Here is a 19752-nt window from a genome sequence, read left to right as displayed (position 1 = left end):
CCTGTGCGGGAGTTCCACCGGGAGGTGGGCAGCAGTGATATTCACGGACAGGCGCGACGCCGGACGGCGATTGGCCCGGCAGGTGCGCCGACAGGTTCACGACGAGGACGTGGTGGTCGTCGCCCTGCCGCGCGGCGGCGTGCCGGTGGCCTTCGAAGTGGCACAGGAGCTCGGCGCGCCGCTGGATGTGATCGTGGTCCGCAAGCTCGGCATGCCGTACCAGCCCGAATACGGCTTCGGCGCCATCGGCGAAGGAGGGGTGCGCATCCTCAACCCCCGCATCTCCCGGATGGGACAGCTCACCCCCCGGGAGATCGAGGCGGTGGAGAAGGCCGAGCGGGCCGAGCTCCGGCAACGCACCCGCCGCTTCCGTGGCACGCGACAACCGGTGGAGCTGGCCGGCCGCACCGTACTCGTGGTGGACGACGGCGTGGCGACCGGGGGAACCGTCCGCGCCGCCTGCCAGGTCGTCCGCGCACGCGGTGCCGACCGGGTGATTCTCGCGGTTCCGGTCGGACCACCGGATGTGATCGCCGACCTGCGTGAGGCGGCCGACGAGGTGATCTGCCTGCACACCCCGCCCTCCCTGTACGGCATCGGCGCCTGGTACCACGACTTCACCCAGACCACCGACGCCGAAGTGCTCGCCCTACTCGATCAGGCGACCGCCTCCCTCGACGACCACCCGGGCGTCCCGCTCGACGCCGATCCGCCCGCCGAGACCAGCGAGGTCTGGGTGCGGACGGGTTCCGCCCAACTGCCCGGCCTGCTCACCGTCCCGGATCGGCCCGCCGGCCTGACGGTGTTCGCTCACGGCAGCGGCAGCAGCCGCCACAGCCCACGCAACAAGTACGTGGCGGCCGTCCTGCACGAGGCGGGGCTCGCCACGTTGCTGTTCGACCTGCTCACCCCGGCGGAGGAGATCGAGCGCGCCAACGTGTTCGACATCGAGCTGCTGGCCGGGCGGCTCGTCCAGGCCACCGCCTGGCTTCGGGCCCAGCCGGCCACCGCGCGCTTGCCGATCAGCTACTTCGGCGCCAGCACCGGCGCCGCGGCCGCGCTCTGGGCAGCGGGCGAACAGGGCGACCAGATCGCCGCGGTGGTCTCCCGGGGCGGCCGGCCAGATCTGGCCGGGCCGCGACTGCCCGCGGTCGAAGCCGCCACACTCCTCATCGTCGGCGGCGACGACAGGGCCGTGCTCGACCTCAACCGGCAGGCGATGCGCGACCTGCGCTGCGACAGCCGACTGGAGATCGTGCCCGGAGCCGGTCACCTCTTCGAGGAGCCGGGCGCGCTGGAGGTCGTCGCCGAACTGGCCTGCGACTGGTTCACCAGCTACTCCGGCCACAGCGCCCCGAGCGGCGCGTCGTAGCGGCGGCGGTTCACCGAACCGGTCTGCGCCGACTCCGCCCGGCTGACCACTCGGCGACGTTCACCTACGGTGTTTCCTCACAAACGGCACACGACCTCACCTAAGGAGAAAGCCATGGAGCTCAGCGTCAACACCTTCGTCAGCCTCGACGGCGTCATGCAGGGTCCGGGCGGAGTCCAGGAGGATCCCAGCAACGGCTTCGAGCGCGGGGGCTGGCTCGTGCCCCACGCCGGCGAAGGCCAGCTCGACCCCGTCGACGGGTGGTTCAGGAAAGCCGACGCCTTCCTGCTGGGGCGCAACACCTTCGAGATGATGCGCACCTACTGGTCGCAGGTGACCGATCCCGACAACCTCGTGGCCACCGCCCTCAACACCTGGCAGAAGTACGTCGTCAGCAACACCCTGTCCGACGAGGACGCGGCCTGGGGGAACACCACGGTGCTGCGCGGCGACGTCGTCGAGCAGGTGCGGCGGCTCAAGGAGCAGCCGGGCGGCGAGCTGCAGGTGCACGGTAGCTGGCAGTTGGCGCGCACCCTGCACGACGCCGGGCTCGTCGACACCTACCGGCTGATCCAGTTCCCCGTCGTCGTCGGGGACGGCAAGCGCCTGTTCGCCGACGGCGCCGCACCGGCGACCTACCGGATCACCGAGGCGGAGGTGCTGAGCGGGGGCGCGGGCGTGGTCTCGCTCACTCTGCGCCAGGCCGAGTTCGGCTCCCCCGGCAGCGGCGAGTTCGTGGTGCGCGACGGCAAGGAGGCCATCGCCTAGGCACGGCTGGAGCGACATCGGCAGGCTCTCCTCCGTGATCGTGCCGTGCCGAGCCGCTTTCCGCTGCCTTGATCATTCTGGTCATCGCTGGAATGCTCAGCACGAGCGGTCCGGGCTGGGACCGCTCGACGAACTCCTGGAGCCTCCACCATGTCCACCACCACGACTCACGCCCTGGGGCGGGACCTGCGCCGGGTCCTCACCGGGAAGGTTCACACGCCCGGCGAAGGCACCTTCGCGGCGGCGGCCGCGCCCTGGAACCGTACCGTCGGCCAGGTCCCGCTCGCGGTGGTGGAGGCCGCCGACGCCCCGGACGTCGCCGCGCTCCTCGCCTACGCCCACGGGGCCGGCGTACCCGTGTCCGTCCAGCCCACCGGACACGGCGCGGCCGGCGACACCCGCGGCACGATCCTGCTGCGCACCGGCCACCTGAACCAGGTGACGCTGGACGTGGGCGAACGGCTCGCCCGCGTCGGCGCCGGCGCCGGCTGGCAGGCGGTCCTGAACCACGTCAGCCCGCACCACCTGACGGCCCTGGCGGGCAGCTCGCCGGTCGTCAGCGTGGCCGGCTACACCCTCGGCGGCGGGCTGAGCTGGTTCGGCCGCCGCCATGGCTACGCCGCGCACACCCTGCGCTCCGCCGACGTCATCACCGCCGACGGCACTCCCGCCCGCGTCGACGCCTCCAGCGACCCGGACCTGTGGTGGGCGCTCCGCGGCGGAGGCGGCGGCCACGCCGTCGTCACCGCCCTGGAACTCACCCTGGCGCCCGCACCCCTGCTGTACGGCGGGCGAATGACGTGGGCCGTCGACCGCGCGCCGGAGGTCATGGACGCCTTCCGGCAGATCACCGCCGACGCTCCGGACGACCTCTCGCTCTGGTTCACCCTGCTGCGCCTGCCCCCGGCGGCCGGCGGCCACTCCGTCGTCACGCTCGACGTCGCCTACCTCGGGTCGGCCGACAGCGGGCGTGAGCTGTTAAGGGAGGCCGAACACCTTGGCGACCTCATCTCCGACACCCGCGCGCCGCGCCCGGTCGCCGAACTCGGAGCGATCTGCGCCGAGCCCACCGATCCCCGCCCCTCCCTCTACCGCGGCGAGCTGCTGACCGAGCTGGACGACGCCACCGCGGCCGCCCTGCTCGCCTCCTCGCCGATCGCGCCACTGGCCATGGTGCAGCTACGCCACCTCGGCGGCGCCCTGGCCCAGCCGGTCGCGAACCCCGGGGCCTGCGGACGGCTCACCGAACCCTTCCTGCTCTACACCCTCGGCCTCGCCGCCGACCAGACCGCCGGTGCCGCGATCGCCTGCCGCCAGCAGGAGCTGTTCGAAGGCCTGGCCACCGCCACCGGACGCAAGCCGTACACCTATCTCGCCCCAGGCGAGGAGATCACGCGGGCGTTCGGTGTCGCGACCCTGGACCGGCTCAGGAAGATCAAGCAGGATCGCGACCCCGACGACATCATCCGTGCGGCACACCCCTTCCCGAAGGACGCCTAGACGCCCTCGGTCACCGAGCCGTTCTGCGGCGCCCCCGTGTGGCGGGCGGGTTCGGTGAAGTCCTGCCCGCCCATGAACAGGTTCGCCGGCGGCAGCTCGGTGACGGCGACGCGGACGATGGCGGCCGGTACCCCGAGCGATCTGACGATCGCCTGGGTCACCTCCTCGCCCAGTGCCCGGATCTTCTCCGGGCTTCGGCCCTCGAGGATCTCGATGGTGACATTCGGCATCGTGGGAACTCCTTTCGTGACAGCAGTGGTTCTGCGCACCGTCACGGGGTCGTGCCGGTCTCCTGCCAGGAGTACCTCAGCCGGCCAGATCGCGCGTGGCGACCACCTGTTCCAGGGCGAGCCGTACCACGAACGCGTCCGGGCGGCCGAACCGGGCTGTCATGGTGTCCACGCTTTCCGGCTCGAAGTAGCGCTCGCACACCATACGGGTGACGCGGGCGACGGACGCCGGATCGTCGTCGAGGCTGGCCTTGCCGCGGAGCATCACGAACCGGAACGGGGGCCGCTCGTCGTCGACGCATAACGCGATCCGCGGGTCGCGCCGCATGGCCCGCTGCTTGAGGCGCCCTTCGTGCGTGATGAAGACCACGTCTCCGCCATCGAGGGTGAAACAGACCGGGGTGACGTGCGGGGATCCGGATGCGTCGATGACCGCGACTTTCGCCGTTCTGACTTCGCTGAGCAGAAACTGCCGCCATTCGGCATCGTTCATACGTGCGGGTGCCATGTGATCTCTCCTTCGTCGTCCCCCGAAGTGTGATCATCCTAGGAGCGACGCCACTCCCGCACATCCCTAACCAAGCATCCGAACTCGGACATTTTGCATTGATCGATCGCTAGAGATCGGCACCTGAGAGTCCTACCGAAAAGCAGGTCGCATTCGTCGCCGCCGATACTTACGGGATATCCCTATAAAGCACCAAAAGGGCGCGCCCGGGTTAAAAGGTACGAGTGTGCTCACCCATGTTCGCTCACCTCGATGGCGGCGGTGGGGCAGACGGTGGCGGCCTCGCGGACCCGGGCGGCGTGGTCAACGCCAGGCTCGGGTTCGAGCAGGACGACGATGCCGTCGTCCTCGCGCTGGTCGAACACCTCCGGCGCGATCAGCACGCACTGGCCGGCGCCGCAGCACTTGTCCTCGTCCACGGTGACCTTCATACCGGGTTCCTCTCTGTCGGCCTGGTGTGGCGGTGCCGGGTCACCAGCGGATCGGGACCGTGCGCAGGCCGCCGACGGCCAGCCCTTCCACCCGCTCCAGCTCCTCCACCGATACGGCCAGCTCCAGGGACGGGAGCTTGCGCAGCAGTACCTCCAGGACGACCTGGAGTTCGGTGCGGGCCAGCGCCTGGCCCAGGCAGGAGTGGACGCCGGAGCCGAAGGACAGGTGCGGGTTCGGGCTGCGGCTCAGGTCCATCTCTGCGGCGGACTCGAAGGCGCTCTCGTCGCGGTTGGCCGCGGCCATGCTGCACACCACGGTGGCGCCCCGGGGCAGGACCGTACCGCTGACCTCGGTCTCCTCACGCAGGTAGCGCGGCAGGCCGAAGCCGGAGTTGGCGTCGAGCCGCAGCGTCTCCTCCACCGCCGTACGGATCAGCGACGGGTCGGCCAGCAACCGCTCCCATCGGCTCCGGTCGGCCAGCAGCATGGAGACCATCTTGCCGATCATGTTGGCGGTGGTCTCGTGCCCGGCGACCAGCAATCCCATCCCGGTGACCAGGATCTGGAGGTCCGACAGCCCGCCGTCCTCGGGGCCGCCGACCGCGATCAGCTCGCTCAGCAGGTCCTCGCCCGGCTCGGCCCGCTTGGCGGCGAGGTGGTCGGACATGTACTGGAAGAACTCGCCCTGGGCGGCCTCGATCTCGGCCTGGCTGTAGCGGGTGAGGTTGAGCAGGGTGTCGGACCAGTAGGAGAACCGGTCCCGGTCCGCGGCCGGCACGCCGAGCATGTCGCAAATGACGTACACCGGCAGCGGGAAGCCCAGGCTCGCCTTGAGGTCGCCGGGCGCGCCGCGCTTGACCATGTCGTCGATGGGCCGCTCGGCGATCTGGGTCACCGCGGGCCGCAGGGCTGCCATCCGCCGGGCGGTGAACCACTTGCCGACCAGGCGCCGCCAATGCTGGTGCTCCTTGCCCCCGTCGGGGATGATCGTCGCCAGCTCGCTGCTGAACACCCCGCCGCCCTCCGCCGACAGCCGGGCCGCGTCAGGCGCGTTGAGCCGGCGGGTGAAGCGCGGGTCGGCGAGCACCTGCTTGACGTCCTCGTAGCGGGTCAGCAGCGTCGCCTGGTCGCCGCTGGGCAGTCTCACCTGGGCCACCGGGCACTGCCCGCGCAGTTCCGCCCACTCCGCGGGCGGCTCCAGCGCCGCGTCGCCGGGCGCGTGCGCCGTACCCACGCGGCCCTGGCGAGCGCGCTGATCCAGCTCGTCGAGGAGCGGGACCTGTCCCGGATCAGCATCGCCGACGTCGCCGAACGCGCCGGAGTGAGCCGCTCGACCTTCTACGACCACTACCAGGACGTCCACGAGCTGGCCGAGACCGCCTGCACCGCGATGATCGACGGCTTGATCGGGTCTCTGCCCGCCCCCGGCCCCGATTCGGCGGATCCGGCGCCGGAGGCGACCCAGTCGCTGGAGGCGTTCTTCGCCAGCCTCGCCCAGCACGCCGGGCTCTACCGCGCCCTGCTGGGTCCGCAGGGCAGCGCCCGCCTCGTCGACCACATCCGCCGCCGCATCGCCGCGGCCGTCCACGACCGCGTCCGCCAGATCGCCTCCGGCGGCGAACTCCCGGAACAACCACTGGACACCCCGCACGATGTCACCGCCGCTTTCACCGCCGGGGCGCTCATCGGCGTGGCCGCCGACTGGCTCCAGCGCGGCTGCCCGCGCCCTCCGGCCGAGATGGCCACCCTGACCTGGCCGCTCTTCAGCGCGCTCTACCGCGTCGACACCGGCACGCCCCCGGGCGGCCACGACACCGTCTCGGCGCGCGAGGCGCCACCGCCGACGCCCTGACTCCCGGACGAACAGCGCGGCGGAAATGGTGCGGGCGGACGAAGCCCACCGGCCTCGATGCCAGCAGGATGAACGAATGGCTGACCTCAACCACCTGCAGAGCCTGCTCGACAGCGAGGCGAAGTCCCTCCAGGTCCCCGGTGCCGCCGTCGGCGTGCATCTCGACGGCGTGGACCACGTCCTCACCACCGGTGTCACCAGCGTCGACGCGCCGGTCCCGGTGACGGGCGACACGCTGTTCCATATCGGGTCGACCACCAAGACGGTCACGGCGACAGTGGTCATGCACCTCGTCGAGCGCGGCCGGCTCGACCTGGACGGGCGCGTGCGGCAGTATCTGCCGAACTTCCGGCTCTCCGACGAGCGGGCCGCGGCCGAGCTGACCATCCGGCACCTGCTCACCCACACCGGCGGATTCCTCGGCGACATCGACGACGGCGAGAGCTGGGACGCCTCGGCGCTGGCCGACTCGATCGACGCCTACGACCGGCTGCCCCAGCTCTTCCCGCCCGGCGAGCTCGCCTCCTACAACAACGCCGGGTTCCGGCTGCTCGGCCGGGTCATCGAGGTCGTGTGCGGCGAGCCGTACGAGAACGCGGTCAGGCGCATCGTGCTCGAACCCCTGGGCATGAGCTCCAGCTTCTTCTTCCCCTGGGAGGCCGCGACCCGTCCGCATGCCGTCGGGCACGTCGTACGGGAGGAAGGCCCGCAGGTCGCGCACACGTGGGGGCTGTTCCGCGACGCCATGCCCGAGGGCGGGCTGGCGTCGTCGGTGCGCGACCAGCTCCGCTACGCCGCCTTCCATCTGGGCGCGGGCGGCGAGGCGCCGGTCGGGGCCGCCACCAGGGAGCTGATGCAGGCGGAGCACGTCCGGGTCGGGGTGCCGTGGACCGGCATCGGGCTGCCGTGGCTGCTGGAGGAGCAGGCGGGGGTGCGGCTGGTCACGCACGGCGGCAACATCGGCAACCTGCAGTTGTCCTCGTTCGTGCTGGCGCCCGAGCGCGGCTTCGCCGTCACCACGCTCACCAACTCCGCGCCCGGCAAGGTGCTGGGCAAGCTGGTGACCGCATGGTGCCTGGAGCACCTGCTCGACGCCAAGCCGCAGCCCGTACGGCTGGCGCTGCGCGACCCCGAGCCGGAGTACGCGGGCAGCTACGACGCGGGGCAGTGGAGCTTCGAGGTCGACGAGGGCCTGACGGCGCGATTCGTGCTGCGCCCCGAGCTGGTGGCCGCGGGGGTGGAGGGCATGCCCGACATGCCGCTCGCGCTGGTCGAGGGCTGTGACGACGTGGTGATCGCCGCCGACCCGCAGCATGCCGTCGGCCGCTTCCTGCGAGACGACGCGGGAGAGATCGCCTTCCTGCACCTGGCCGGCAGGGCGGCCAGGCGCGTCCGCTGACTCGCCACTGCGCGGTGCCGTCCGCGGGCCTTCGCGAGAGGGGCGATTTGACCGGTGTTTGTCGATCACGTGATGTGCCCGGCAAAGAGCGGGCCGTAGTGTCGTCTGTATGACGCCGGAAGCAGGGGGCGAGCGGGAGCGGATTCTCCGGGCGGCGACCAAGCTGTTCGCCGCGCTCGGCTACGACGCCACCGAGATCGGGCACATCGCGGAGGCCGCCGGGCTGCCCGCGAAGGCCGTGAACTCGCACTTCGGTTCCAAGCGGGACGTCTACGTCGCGGTCATGGAACGGGTCCACCTGAGCCACGCGGCGGTCGTGGAGCCGGAGATCAAGGAACTCAAGGCCGCGCCGTCCGACGAGAAGATCTCCGTGTTGCACCGGCTGATCGACCGCTACATCGACTTCGCCGCCGAGAATCCCGAGGTCCCCGCCCTGTGGATGCACCGGTGGCTGTCCGACGCCAGTGACGTCAGCGACCTCGAGGCGCAGTATGTGCAGCCGCTGGCAGAGTTCGTCATCGAGGGCGTCATCCCGGTGAGAAGGGAGGGGGACGTGCACTTCATGATCAACTCGTTGATCTGGTGCGTGCACGGGTTCGTCCTCAGCGGGGTGTTCGACGCGGCGGGGCGGCGGCGCGGCCCTGAGGATCCGCGCGCTCTCAGCCGGTTCCGCGCTCACATGCACCACATGGTCCACCGAACCCTGGGACTCCCCGGCTCCCCTCCCTGAGTGCGCCGGTCAGGAGAACGTCATGGCCTGGCGGGCTATCTCCCACTCCTCGTCGGTCGGGATGACGAGCACGGCGACCTCGGCGCCGGGTGGTGAGAGGGCTCGTTCGCCCGCTGAACGGGAGTCGTTGCGTGCCGGGTCCACGGTGATGCCCAGGCGGTCGAGCCCGGCCAGCGCCGCCGCCCGGATCTCGGCGTCGTGCTCGCCGACCCCTCCGGTGAAGACGATCGCGTCCACCCGGCCGAGCACCGCGTAGTAGGCGCCGACGTACTTGCGGATGCGGTGGCAGTACACCTGGCGGGCGAGCAGCGCGGCGGGGTCGCCGTCGGCGGCGTGGCGCCGTACCGTGCGCATGTCGGCGGAGCCGGCCAGGGCGAGCAGGCCGCTCTGGTAGGTGAGCGCGTCCTCGGCCTCCGCGGCGTCCAGGCCGTGGACGCGGGCGAGGTATCCGGGCAGAGCGGGGTCCACGTCACCGGAGCGGGTGCCCATCACCAGGCCCTCCATGGGGGTCAGGCCCATGGAGGTCTCGACGCTCTCGCCCGCGGCCACAGCTGTCGCGCTCGCGCCGTTGCCCAGATGCAGGACCACCAGGTTGGTACGCCTCAGGTCGCGTCCCAGCATCACGGCCGCGCGCCGGGCGACGTAGGCGCAGGATGTGCCGTGGAATCCGAAGCGCCGCACGCCCCACGCCCCGGGGACGGCGTAGGTGTACGCCGACGGCGGCAGCGTCTGGTGATAGGCGGTGTCGAAGACCGCCACCTGAGGCACACCCGGGAAGGCGGCCCGGGTCACCCTGATGCCGGTGAGATTGACCGGGTTGTGCAAGGGCGCCAGCGGGACGAGTTCCTCGATGGCGGCGATCACCTCGTCGTCGATCAGAACAGGATCACGGAACCGCGTCCCGCCGTGCACCACGCGGTGGCCGACGGCTTGCGGACCGATGTCACCGAGAACCTTGATGACCGCGGCCAGCGCGGCCTCGTGGTCGGCGAAACGCCCCTTCCTCGTGTACGGCGAGCCGCCACCGTCGTCGTGGGTGAGCAGGCCCTCGTCCTCACCGATGCGCTCGACCACCCCCCTGGCCGGCCTCTCCCCCGACTCCACCTCGACCAGTTCGTACTTGACGGTGGAGGACCCGGTATTGATCACCAGGACGCTCACGACCAGGTCCAGTCGCTGACCTCGCGGGCGTCCTCGCCGTGCTCCCGGGTGTGCGCGCGGGCGGCCAGCCGCGCGTCGACCATCCGCTGGCGCAGGTGGGAGGAGGTGCTGCCGAGTCCGGGGACGCGGTCGATGACGTCCATCACCAGGTGGTAGCGGTCGATGTCGTTGAGCATGGCCATGTCGAAGGGCGTGGTCGTGGTGCCCTCCTCCTTGTAGCCGCGTACGTGCAGGTTGTCGTGGCCGTGGCGGCGGTAGGTGAGCCGGTGGATGAGCCACGGGTAGCCGTGGAAGTTGAAGATGACGGGTTTGCCGGTGGTGAAGAGCGTGTCGTACTCGGCGTCGGACATGCCGTGCGGATGCTCGGTGGGCGGCTGCAGCCGCATGAGGTCGACGACGTTGACGACCCGTACCTTGAGCTCAGGCAGGTGCTCGCGCAGCAGGGCCGCGGCGGCGAGGGTCTCCAGGGTCGGCACGTCGCCCGCGCAGGCGAGCACGACGTCGGGCTCCTGTCCCGCGTCGTTGGAGGCCCAGGGCAGGATGCCGAGGCCGCGGGTGCAGTGCGCGATCGCCTCGTCCATGGTGAACAGGTCGAGGACGGGCTGCTTGCCGGCCACGATCACGTTCACGTAGTCGCGCGAGCGCAGGCAGTGGTCGCTGACCGAGAGCAGCGTGTTGGCGTCCGGCGGCAGGTAGACCCGTACCAGGTGGGCCTTCTTGTTCATCACCACGTCGAGGAAGCCCGGGTCCTGGTGGCTGAAGCCGTTGTGGTCCTGCCGCCAGACGTGTGAGGAGAGCAGGTAGTTCAGCGAGGCGACCGGGAGCCGCCAGGGGATCTCCTTCGCCGATTCCAGCCATTTGGCGTGCTGGTTGAACATGGCATCGATGATGTGGACGAACGCCTCATAGCAGTTGAACAGGCCATGCCGCCCGGTGAGCAGGTAGCCCTCCAGCCAGCCCTGGCACAGGTGCTCGCTCAGTACCTCCATCACCCGGCCGCCGGGCGCCAGGTGTTCGTCGGTCGGCAGTCGCGAGGCGTTCCAGGCGCGGTCGGTCACCTCGAAGACGGCCGACAGGCGGTTGGAGGCGGTCTCGTCCGGGCCTATCAGCCGGAAGGTCCGCTGGTTGGCGGCGATCACGTCGCGCAGGAAGGCGCCGAGGACGCGGGTGGGTTCGCTGGAGGCCGCCGCGGGCGCCTTCACCTGGATCGCGTAGTCGCGGAAGTCCGGCAGGGACAGCGGCCGCAGCAGTTCGCCGCCGTTGGCGTGCGGGTTGGCGCTCATCCGGCGTGGGCCCTGCGGCACGGTTCCCAGGATCTCGGGGGCAGGGCGCCCGTCGGCGTCGAACAGTTCGGCGGGGCGGTAGGAGCGCATCCACTCCTCCAGCATCGCCAGGTGCTCAGGGTTGTCGCGCACGCCTGACAGCGGCACCTGGTGGGCGCGCCACGTACCCTCGACCGGTACGCCGTCGACCTCGCGGGGGCCCGTCCAGCCCTTCGGCGTACGCAGGATGATCATGGGGAGGCGGCTGGACCGCCCGTTCTTGAAGGCGCTGATCTGGTCGAAGACCTCGTCCAGGGTTCTGGCCATCTCGGCATGGTCGGGGCCGACGAGGTGGGGGCGGTAGCCGTACCCCTCCATGAGTTTGACCAGTTCCTCCGGGGGGATTCTGGCCAGCACGGTCGGGTTGGCGATCTTGTAGCCGTTCAGGTGGAGGATGGGCAGGACCACGCCGTCGGCGGACGGGTCGAGGAACTTGTTGGAGTGCCAGCTCGCCGCCAGCGGGCCGGTCTCGGCCTCGCCGTCGCCGACGACGCACGCCACGACGAGGCCCGGGTTGTCGAAGGCCGCTCCGAAGGCGTGGGTCAGCGCGTAACCCAGCTCGCCTCCCTCGTGGATGGAGCCCGGCGTCTCCGGCGCCACGTGGCTCGGGACGCCGCCGGGGAAGGAGAACTGCCGGAACAGCCGCCGCATGCCGTCCGCGTCCTGGGTGATCTGCGGATAGCGCTCGGAGTAGGTGCCCTCCAGCCAGGCGTGGGCGACCGCGGCGGGCCCGCCGTGTCCCGGTCCCACGACGTAGATCATGTCCTGGTCGCGTTCGGTGATGATCCGGTTGAGGTGCGCGAAGCAGAAGTTGAGTCCCGGGGTGGTGCCCCAGTGGCCGAGCAGGCGCGGTTTGATGTGCTCGGGTGCGAGCGGCTCGGTCAGCAGCGGATTGCGCTGAAGGTAGATCTGCCCCACGGACAGGTAGTTCGCAGCGCGCCAGTACGCGTCGATGGCCTTCATGCTTCCGACCTTTCCTGATGAAGCCGGATGTAACCCGGAGCCTCGACTAGGAGTCGCCGAAGTTCCGTCTGACGGCTGCGGGCGAGCCGCGCCGGCCCAGCCGCCATCCGGCCGTCGCCCAGCACAGCCCCCAGAGCAGGAAGAACGGCGACCACAGCAGCAGATCCCACTGCGCCAAGGTGCGAGCCAGCGCGGCGTGCTCGACCGGCGCCGGGCGTACCCCGGTCAGCAGCAGCGCGTCGCCGACGAAGCCGAACCCCAGCACCCCGATCGACCGGGCGATCATGAAGATCCCCAGCGTCCAGACGATCGCGAGCAGCGGCCCGCGCGGGACTCTCGCCCCCCAGGGACGCACGGTGGCCAGCGCGACGACGACACCGACCACCGCGGCACCGGCCAGCCCCCAGTGGCTCGCCACGAACAAGGGATCACGGGCGAGCAGTAGCTCGCGCAGATGCGGCGGCAGCGGGTCCTTGTCGGCCAGCGCGTTGGCCCCCAGCGCCTGGGCGAGCTTCATCGATCCGTACGCCGCGGCGCACACCGCTGCCCCGTACGCGCCCAGCCGCGCCCGGTCAGGCCGCGACATGTCTCGTCGCCGCCGCGTAGGACCGGATCATCTCCAGGAACAGCCCGATCACGAGGAGGCCGAGGACTCCGTGGTACCACTGCCAGCCCACACCCATGCCGACGAACCCGTCCAGGATCATGATCCCCGCGCCGCCGCCGACGGCCAGCAGCATCCCGGCCAGCACGAGCAGCATCAGCGTTCTCGGCACCCTGCGCCCCAACGCCGTGACCGTGGCGACGGCGACGCACGCGCCCAGCACGCCGGACGCGGTCGCGAACCACTGTGCGGTGGCCGCGTCCATGAAATAGCCTCCCGCTTCGGCGGCCGACACGGGCGGGCCGCCCGGGAACCCGAGCCGGGACTGCAGGGCGAAGGCGGCCTTCCCCGCGGCGTAACCGAGGAACAGCACCGCCACCGCGTAGGCCGGCCAGCTTCGCCGGCGATCAGAATCAACCATGACTCCGACAGTAGGAGCCGCACACCGGGCATCACTCCCCACAGCGAGGGAGGCGCCTCCCCTCCAAGGGGGAACTCGTACGATGGCGTGGACGTGGGGATCGTCGTCCGCGAGGGGTTGGACGAGGTCGCGCAGGAGAGAACGGCAATGTGCTGGAGGCCTGGCGATGAGCGAGAAGCTGGCGCGCAAACCGTATGAGAAGGAGCTCTTCCGCCTGCAGGGTGAGCTGGTGAAGGTGCAGGAGTGGGTGCGTGCCGAAGGGCAGCGGGTGGTGGTGCTCTTCGAGGGCAGGGACGCGGCCGGTAAGGGAAGCACGGTCAAGCGGGTGGCCGAGTACCTCAACCCGCGCGCGGCCCGGATCGTGGCGCTGCCCGCGCCGACCGAGCGAGAGCGCTCGCAATGGTACTTCCAGCGCTACATCCAGCACCTGCCCGCCGCCGGGGAGATCGTGCTGTTCGACCGGAGCTGGTACAACCGCGCCGGAGTGGAGCGGGTGATGGGCTTCTGCACCCCGGAGGAGTACGCCAGGTTCCTGCACCAGTGCCCGATCTTCGAGCGGTTGCTGGTGGAGGACGGCATCCTGCTGCGCAAATACTGGTTCTCGGTGAGCGACGAGGAGCAGGCACGGCGCTTCGAGGCCCGGCTGGCCGACCCCATGCGGCGCTGGAAGCTGTCGCCGATGGACCTGGAGTCGGTCACGCGCTGGGAGGAGTACTCCAGGGCCAAGGACGAGATGCTCGTGCACACCGACATCCCCGAGGCGCCTTGGCACGACGTCGAGAGCGAGGACAAGCGGCGGGCGAGGATCAACATGATCTCCCATCTGCTGTCGACGCTTCCCTATCGCGACGTTCGGCTGCCGAAGCTGGAGATCCCGCGGCGCCCGCCCGCCACCGGCTACCGCCGCCCGCCGCGCAGGCCCGACACCCATGTGCCGGACGCCGCCGCCGACCTCGCCTGAGACTCCGTACGCGTGCGCCTGGAGGTGACGGGCCACCGCCGCGCCGCAGGCGTATTGTCCATATATGGGTGGTTTTCGGCGTAGCGTGCGCGGCTCGTCGACGGCGTCCACGGGGAGAAGGTGAGAGCGTGCGGGACCCCGCCGACGTCACCGCTGCCGCAGGCTCAGGCCTGGAGCCGCTGGAGCCCGTCGTGGCCCAGGCAATGAGAGAGAGCGACGCGTACGCGTGCCTGGTCTTCCTGCTGGCGCCGGGTGGGCGGGAACTGCATATGGCGTTGCTGACCGGGATCAGCCCGCGGATCGTCGCGTCATGGACGCGGGTGCCGTTGACGACCCCGGTCCCGGTGGCCGACGCCGTACGCGAGCGGCGCCTGGTGTGGATCAGCGGCCAGGAGGAGATGGCGCGCCGCTACCCTCGGTCCGCCCTCGTGCTGCCCTACCCCTTCGCGGTCGCCTGCGCGCCGATCACCACCGGCACCACCGACTGGGGTGGCCTGGTGGTGCTGTGGCCCGGCTCGCACCCGCCGCGACTGGCCCCGCACGAACGCGACGCGGTCTACGCCGCCTGCCACCGCCTGGGCCTGCTCCTGCGGCAAGCGGCCGACGACGGCCATCCGACGCTACCCGGCCCCCGGCCGCGAGTACTGCCCCCACCCCCAGCACCCGCCCGGGGATCGGCCGAGGGAACGGCCGCGGCCGACTTCACCGAACGGCTCCCCGAGGGGTGCTGCGCGCTGGACCTGGAAGGCCGGATCACCTTCATCAACTCCACCGCCGCCGAACTCGTCGGCGTCCGCGCTCCCGGCCTGCTGGGCGCGCTTCCCTGGCAGGCACTGCCCTGGCTGAACGACCCCGCCTACGAAGACCGCTACCGGGCCGCGGCGATCAGCCGTCAGCCCACCTCCTTCACCGCCCTGCGCCCACCGGACCGGTGGCTGTCCTTTCATCTCTACCCGGACTCCTCCGGCATCAGCGTCCTCATCGCCCCCGCCGTTCCGGCCCACGCCACGGACGCTCCGGAACGGCAGCCGCCCCCCATGACCGCGACGGGCGGCGCCACCGCTCTCTACCACCTCATGCATCTGGCCGCCATGCTCACCGAAGCCGTCGGGGTACAGGACGTGGTCGACCGGGTCAACAACCAGATCGTGCCCGCCTTCGGCGTCCAGGCCCTCACCCTGATGACCGAGCAGGAGGGCCGGCTGCGGATCATCGGCCACCACGGCTACACCGCCGACCTCGTGAGCCGCTTCGACGCCGCCGACCCGGCCTCGGACACTCCCGCCGCGCATGTCCTGGCCACCGGCGTTCCCAGCTTCTTCGCCAGCTTCGCGGAGCTGAGTCGCGCCTACCCGCCCGCCGTCCTGCAGGACGGCATGGCCGCCTGGGCCTTCCTGCCGCTGATCGCCTCAGGCCGTGCCGTCGGCTCGCTGGTACTCGCCTACGACCAGCCCCACCCCTTCGACCCCGACGAACGCGCCGTCCTCACCTCGATCGCCGGGCTGATCGCCCAGGCGCTGGACCGCGCCCGCCTCTACGACGCCAAATACCAGCTCGCCCACGCCCTGCAGGCCAGCCTGCTGCCCCGCGCCCTGCCCCACATCCCCGGCCTGGACGTGGCCGCCCGCTACCTGCCCGCCACCCTCGGCATCGACGTCGGCGGCGATTTCTACGACCTCATCCGCCTGGACGACGGCGCGGCGGTGACCATCGGCGACGTCGAAGGCCACAACGTGCAGGCCGCCGCCCTCATGGGGCAGGTCCGAACCGCCGTCCTGGCCGCCTCCGGCGCGTCCCCCGGTGAGGTGCTCGCCCGGACCAACCGCCTGCTCACCGACCTCGAACCCGGTCTGTTCACCAGTTGCCTCTACATCCGCCTCGACCTGGCACACCACCGCGCCCTGCTGTCCACCGCAGGCCACCCTCCGCCACTCCTGCGCCACCCCGACGGACACACCGAAGTCCTCGACCTGACGCCCGGACTCCTGCTCGGCATCGACCCCACCGCCGACTACCCGACGACCGACATCCCCTTGCCTCCCGGCGCCGTGCTCGCCCTGTACACCGACGGCCTCGTCGAAGCCCCTGGCATCGACCTCGACTACGCGACCAACGACCTCGCCGACCAACTCACCCGAGCCCGGGGACAGACCATGGACGCCCTCGCCGACACCCTCGTCCACTACGCCAAGCAGTCCGCACCCCGCAGCGACGACATCGCCCTGCTCCTCATCAACCCGCGATAGACGATGGCCGGATCGTCGCCTGGCGGCCTTGGGATCAGTCGGTGGGCAGGGCGCGCCGGCGAGGTTTGGCGCGGACGTGCATGTGTGTGCCCTGGCGGCCGAAGAGGCTGAGGATCTCTACGGGGCCGTCGCCGGTGCTGCCGAACCAGTGCGGCAGCCAGGTGTCGAACTCGGCGGCCTCACCCGGGCTGAGGACCAGGTCGCGGTCGGCCAGGATCAGGCGCAGGCGTCCGGACAGGACGTAGAGCCATTCGTAGCCTTCGTGGGTGCAGAGCTCGGGTGTGTTCCGGGTGGCCGAGATGATCATTTTGAAGGTCTGCAGCGGGCCGGGCTGCCGGGTCAGGGGCAGCACGATGTTGCCGTTCACGCGCTTGGGCGTGAGGCGGATGCGGGGATCGCCGACCTCGGGTGCGCCGACCAGGTCGTCGAGTGGCACCTGGTGGGCCTGGGCGAGCGGGAGCAGGACTTCCAGGCTGGGGCGGCGCTGGCCGGACTCCAGGCGGGACAGCGTGCTCTTGGAGATGCCGGTGACCTCGGCGAGGGCGGCCAGGCTGACGCCGCGCTCGGTGCGCAGGCGTTTGAGGCGGGAGCCGACTTCGGCGAGCGCTTGGGTGACGGCCGGTATGTGTTCCACGCTTCCCATTGCACTCGCTCATCCCGGAAATGGCAACAAGAATTGCCGCTTCCGGCTGCCTGGCGCACCCTGGGAGTGGAGGTGATCGCCATGAAGGACATGGCTGCGAACGATTCGTTGTACGACGTGGTGGTGGTCGGCGCGGGCGCTGCCGGGCTGAGCGCCGCCCTGGTGCTGGCCCGGGCCCGCCGCCGGGTGGCGGTGGTGGACTCCGGCAGCCCGCGCAACGCTCCGGCCGCGCGCATGCAGGGCTTCCTGTCCCGCGACGGGATGGCCCCGGCGGCTCTGCTGGAGGTGGGCCGGGCCGAGGTGGCCCGCTACGGCGTGAAGCTGATCAAGGGGCAGGTGGACCACATCGAGCGCGGCTTCCTGGTGCACCTGGCCGGCGGCCCGGCGATCAAGGCCCGCCGGGTGCTGGTGGCCACCGGGCTGCGTGACGACCTGCCCGAGATCCCCGGACTGCGCGAGCAGTGGGGCAAGGACGTGCTGCACTGCCCGCACTGCCACGGCCACGAAGTCCGCGACGAGCCGATCGGTGTGCTGGGCACCCACCCGGGCGCGGTGCACCAGGCGCTGCTGCTGCGGCAGTGGTCGCGCGACATCGTCTTCCTCCCGCACACCCTGGACCTGACCGACGACCAGCGCGAACAGTTGCGCGCCCGCGGGGTGCGCGTCATCGACGGCACGATCAAGCATCTGGTGGTGGAGGACGACCGGCTGCGCGGGGTCGAGCTGGTCGAGGGCCATGTGGTGCCTCGCAACGCCGTCTTCATTTTCCCGCGCACGGTGCCGTACGACACCCTGCTGACCGATCTGGGTTGCGAGAAGGGCGAGGACGGCTGGGTGAGCACTGATGCCGCGGGCCGTACCAGTGTGGCCGGGGTGTGGGCTGCCGGGAACGTCGTCGATCCGCGGGCGCAGGTGATCGTGGCGGCGGGCAGGGGGGCGGCGGTCGCGATCGCCGTCAACCACGACCTGGTGCAGGAGGAGATCGCACGAGACCTCGAGGACTACCGCGAGCCCGACCCGGGCCCCGCCTCTTCCCGGTACAGCATCCCCATCTCACTCTCGCGCATCGGCTGAGGGGCTTCGAGGAGAGCCGGCCAGTCGAGGCGGGGCCGGGCCGTCACGGCTTGGGCTGGTCGGCCTCCCGTACGTCGTGGAGGTGGATGAGGGCGTCGAAGGAGCGGGCGAGCGCGAGGTCGCTGGGCGGGTAGGGGTACTGCGTGCCGATGTTGCGCGTGGGGCGGGCGATGCTCAGCCAGGCGCGCGCCGCGGCTGGGGCGTTGCGGAGGTCGAGGTAGTAGTCCCGGTGGCGGACCCTGTCGAGGGTGTGCTCGTTCATGCCGGGCTCGGCCGGGCCCACGGTGAACTTCTTCCAGTCGCCGCCGAGAGCGGCCTCCTTCGACAGGAAGGACCCCTGGTTGAAGGTGAAGCCGATGGGGAGGTACTTCTCCCCGAACGCGTCGCGCAGGAACGACCCTTGCGTCTTCGGGTACAGCGCGGGATCGCCGGCCGCGTATCCGACGTGGTCGTTCTGCGCCGACAGCAGCATCTTGTCGCCGGTGCGCCGCTGCCACCAGGCGGTGTTCTCGGCCATCACCTGGTCGCGGTAGCGCTGCGCGACGGGCAGCCAGGCCTTGTCGGTGAGATCGAAGGCGAGGAACGTGGCCGACTGGGCGATGGACCGGGCGTTCTGGACCGCGAGCTCGAACTCGTCTTCGTCCGGGCCCCGCTGGCTCCTGATCAGATCCAAGGCCTGCTGCGCCTTGGCGGCGAGCTGCTGCCGTTCCGCGAGGGGCTTGTTCAGGTAGGCGAACACGTCGTCGATCGGGCGCAGACCGGTGTAGAGGTCCGTGACGCGCGGCAGCGCGTCCGGGTGGGTCCGCTGTACGTAGCCGGTCACCCGGTTGAAGAAGTCGTCGCTCAGCGTGGGGGCGCCGATGTCGTCGCCCATGAGGTGGACCGTACGGCCGGGGTGGCGGCGGTTGTGGTCCCGCATCCACTCGATGAGGCTGACGAACTCCTCCCGGTCCCACGGCGAGTTGGCCAGCGCCGCTTTCGCGATCTTGCGTGCGTCCCCCTTGCCGGTCTGGAGGTAGTCGTCGATCTGGAGCCCGGCGGACCAGCTCAGCTCCAGGACGAAGGTGGTGAAACCCTTCTCCTGGACGAGGTAGCGGAAGACCCGCTCCTTCATGGTGAAGAACTCGTGCGAGCCGTGGGTGGCCTCGCCGAGACCGACCACCTTGGCGTCGCCGATCATCGCGCCCAAGGCTCTCAGGTCGGCCGTGTTCCCCCCGGGCTCGGTCGAGCGCAGCGGGTGGGCCGCCTGCTCCAGTGCGCGGATCGGGTTCTGCTTTCCGCCGCCCGTGTCGGCCAGGGCCGCCATGGGGGCGAGGACCGCCCCCATCGCGATCGCCGCCGCCAGTAGTCCCCGTCGGCCGATGCGCATGTTGTTCCCCTTTACTTGCGTACAGACCTCACGGTGAGATCCATACGTCGACGAGCGTATGGCCGCGCGAGGGCGCCTCCAATGGCGCTGACCAGCATCTTTCGGGTGTAGCAGGCGGGGGCGTCATGGTGGTGCAGGCGCTACCGGGGCCCTACCCACCCTGATCATCGATCTCCGGCATATCTTTCGATTGTGATA

Annotated in this window: 19 protein-coding genes; 9 read left to right on the top strand and 10 right to left on the bottom strand. The window is 70.7% G+C overall.

Going from position 1 to position 19752, the window contains the following annotated elements:
* Positions 1-34: 34 nt before the first annotated feature.
* The 3 genes from ABZ911_RS11045 (at position 35) to ABZ911_RS11035 (ending at position 3640) form a co-directional block, all read left to right on the top strand.
* Positions 35-1372: a phosphoribosyltransferase family protein gene (locus ABZ911_RS11045; RefSeq protein ID WP_358054344.1), complete on the top strand. Its 1338-nt coding sequence runs from the start codon at positions 35-37 to the stop codon at positions 1370-1372.
* 114 nt (positions 1373-1486) lie between these two features.
* Positions 1487-2140, top strand: a complete 654-nt coding sequence (locus ABZ911_RS11040; protein WP_358054343.1) for a dihydrofolate reductase family protein — start codon at positions 1487-1489, stop codon at positions 2138-2140.
* Between the two features lie 150 nt (positions 2141-2290).
* Positions 2291-3640, top strand: a complete 1350-nt coding sequence (locus ABZ911_RS11035; RefSeq protein WP_358054342.1) for an FAD-dependent oxidoreductase — start codon at positions 2291-2293, stop codon at positions 3638-3640.
* Here ABZ911_RS11035 and ABZ911_RS11030 read toward each other — a convergent pair.
* The 4 genes from ABZ911_RS11030 to ABZ911_RS11015 all read right to left on the bottom strand — a co-directional run bounded on the left by ABZ911_RS11030 (position 3637) and on the right by ABZ911_RS11015 (position 6043).
* Positions 3637-3870, bottom strand: a complete 234-nt coding sequence (locus ABZ911_RS11030) for a tautomerase family protein (protein ID WP_358054341.1) — start codon at positions 3868-3870, stop codon at positions 3637-3639. The two genes, ABZ911_RS11035 and ABZ911_RS11030, sit on opposite strands and share 4 nt — an antisense overlap.
* 76 nt (positions 3871-3946) lie before the next feature.
* Complete coding sequence (locus tag ABZ911_RS11025) at positions 3947-4378, bottom strand: PPOX class F420-dependent oxidoreductase (RefSeq protein WP_358054340.1); 432 nt, start codon at positions 4376-4378, stop codon at positions 3947-3949.
* Between the two features lie 230 nt (positions 4379-4608).
* Positions 4609-4809, bottom strand: coding sequence for a ferredoxin (locus ABZ911_RS11020; protein WP_358054339.1), 201 nt, complete (start codon positions 4807-4809; stop codon positions 4609-4611).
* A gap of 40 nt (positions 4810-4849) precedes the next feature.
* The gene (locus ABZ911_RS11015; RefSeq protein ID WP_358054338.1) at positions 4850-6043 is read right to left on the bottom strand and encodes a cytochrome P450; all 1194 of its coding nucleotides are present in this window, start codon (positions 6041-6043) and stop codon (positions 4850-4852) included.
* Between ABZ911_RS11015 and ABZ911_RS11010 the strand changes: the two genes are divergently transcribed.
* The 3 genes from ABZ911_RS11010 to ABZ911_RS11000 all read left to right on the top strand — a co-directional run bounded on the left by ABZ911_RS11010 (position 6029) and on the right by ABZ911_RS11000 (position 8790).
* Complete coding sequence (locus tag ABZ911_RS11010) at positions 6029-6661, top strand: TetR/AcrR family transcriptional regulator C-terminal domain-containing protein (RefSeq protein ID WP_358054337.1); 633 nt, start codon at positions 6029-6031, stop codon at positions 6659-6661. The genes ABZ911_RS11015 and ABZ911_RS11010 overlap by 15 nt on opposite strands.
* Before the next feature lie 76 nt (positions 6662-6737).
* Positions 6738-8060 (top strand): serine hydrolase domain-containing protein, encoded by a 1323-nt coding sequence (locus tag ABZ911_RS11005; RefSeq protein ID WP_358054336.1) that lies wholly within the window; start codon positions 6738-6740, stop codon positions 8058-8060.
* A 109-nt stretch (positions 8061-8169) separates the two neighbouring features.
* The gene (locus ABZ911_RS11000; protein WP_358054335.1) at positions 8170-8790 is read left to right on the top strand and encodes a TetR/AcrR family transcriptional regulator; all 621 of its coding nucleotides are present in this window, start codon (positions 8170-8172) and stop codon (positions 8788-8790) included.
* A 9-nt stretch (positions 8791-8799) separates the two neighbouring features.
* Here the strand turns inward: ABZ911_RS11000 and ABZ911_RS10995 are convergent, their stop codons facing one another.
* From ABZ911_RS10995 to ABZ911_RS10980, 4 genes are read right to left on the bottom strand one after another with little or no spacing between them, the layout of a single operon-like run.
* Positions 8800-9951, bottom strand: a complete 1152-nt coding sequence (locus tag ABZ911_RS10995; RefSeq protein WP_358054333.1) for an acetate kinase — start codon at positions 9949-9951, stop codon at positions 8800-8802.
* On the bottom strand, positions 9948-12236 hold the full coding sequence (locus tag ABZ911_RS10990; RefSeq protein WP_358054331.1) for a phosphoketolase family protein: 2289 nt from the start codon (positions 12234-12236) through the stop codon (positions 9948-9950). Before ABZ911_RS10990 ends, ABZ911_RS10995 begins: the two co-directional genes overlap by 4 nt.
* A gap of 46 nt (positions 12237-12282) precedes the next feature.
* Complete coding sequence (locus tag ABZ911_RS10985) at positions 12283-12822, bottom strand: DUF3995 domain-containing protein (protein WP_358054329.1); 540 nt, start codon at positions 12820-12822, stop codon at positions 12283-12285.
* Positions 12809-13261 carry a hypothetical protein gene (locus ABZ911_RS10980; RefSeq protein ID WP_358054327.1) on the bottom strand — a complete coding sequence of 151 codons (453 nt, stop codon included), beginning with the start codon at positions 13259-13261 and terminating at the stop codon, positions 12809-12811. Before ABZ911_RS10980 ends, ABZ911_RS10985 begins: the two co-directional genes overlap by 14 nt.
* Before the next feature lie 166 nt (positions 13262-13427).
* Between ABZ911_RS10980 and ppk2 the strand changes: the two genes are divergently transcribed.
* Positions 13428-14222, top strand: coding sequence for a polyphosphate kinase 2 (ppk2, locus tag ABZ911_RS10975; protein ID WP_358054325.1), 795 nt, complete (start codon positions 13428-13430; stop codon positions 14220-14222).
* Positions 14223-14350: 128 nt separating this feature from the next.
* Positions 14351-16468 carry a SpoIIE family protein phosphatase gene (locus ABZ911_RS10970; RefSeq protein ID WP_358054323.1) on the top strand — a complete coding sequence of 706 codons (2118 nt, stop codon included), beginning with the start codon at positions 14351-14353 and terminating at the stop codon, positions 16466-16468.
* Between the two features lie 34 nt (positions 16469-16502).
* Here the strand turns inward: ABZ911_RS10970 and ABZ911_RS10965 are convergent, their stop codons facing one another.
* Entirely contained in the window at positions 16503-17102 is a 600-nt protein-coding gene (locus ABZ911_RS10965) for an XRE family transcriptional regulator (protein ID WP_358054321.1), read from the bottom strand.
* A gap of 90 nt (positions 17103-17192) precedes the next feature.
* Here ABZ911_RS10965 and ABZ911_RS10960 point away from each other — a divergent pair, with 90 nt between their 5' ends.
* On the top strand, positions 17193-18185 hold the full coding sequence (locus ABZ911_RS10960) for an NAD(P)/FAD-dependent oxidoreductase (protein WP_358054319.1): 993 nt from the start codon (positions 17193-17195) through the stop codon (positions 18183-18185).
* A 43-nt stretch (positions 18186-18228) separates the two neighbouring features.
* Here ABZ911_RS10960 and ABZ911_RS10955 read toward each other — a convergent pair whose 3' ends face one another.
* The gene (locus ABZ911_RS10955) at positions 18229-19554 is read right to left on the bottom strand and encodes an erythromycin esterase family protein (protein WP_358054317.1); all 1326 of its coding nucleotides are present in this window, start codon (positions 19552-19554) and stop codon (positions 18229-18231) included.
* Between the last annotated feature and the right edge of the window lie 198 nt (positions 19555-19752).

The sequence above is a fragment of the Nonomuraea sp. NPDC046570 genome (assembly GCF_040645915.1).
Lineage (GTDB): Bacteria > Actinomycetota > Actinomycetes > Streptosporangiales > Streptosporangiaceae > Nonomuraea.
Note: the sequence above shows the minus strand (reverse complement) of the source record. Positions and strands in the feature narration are given on the sequence as shown.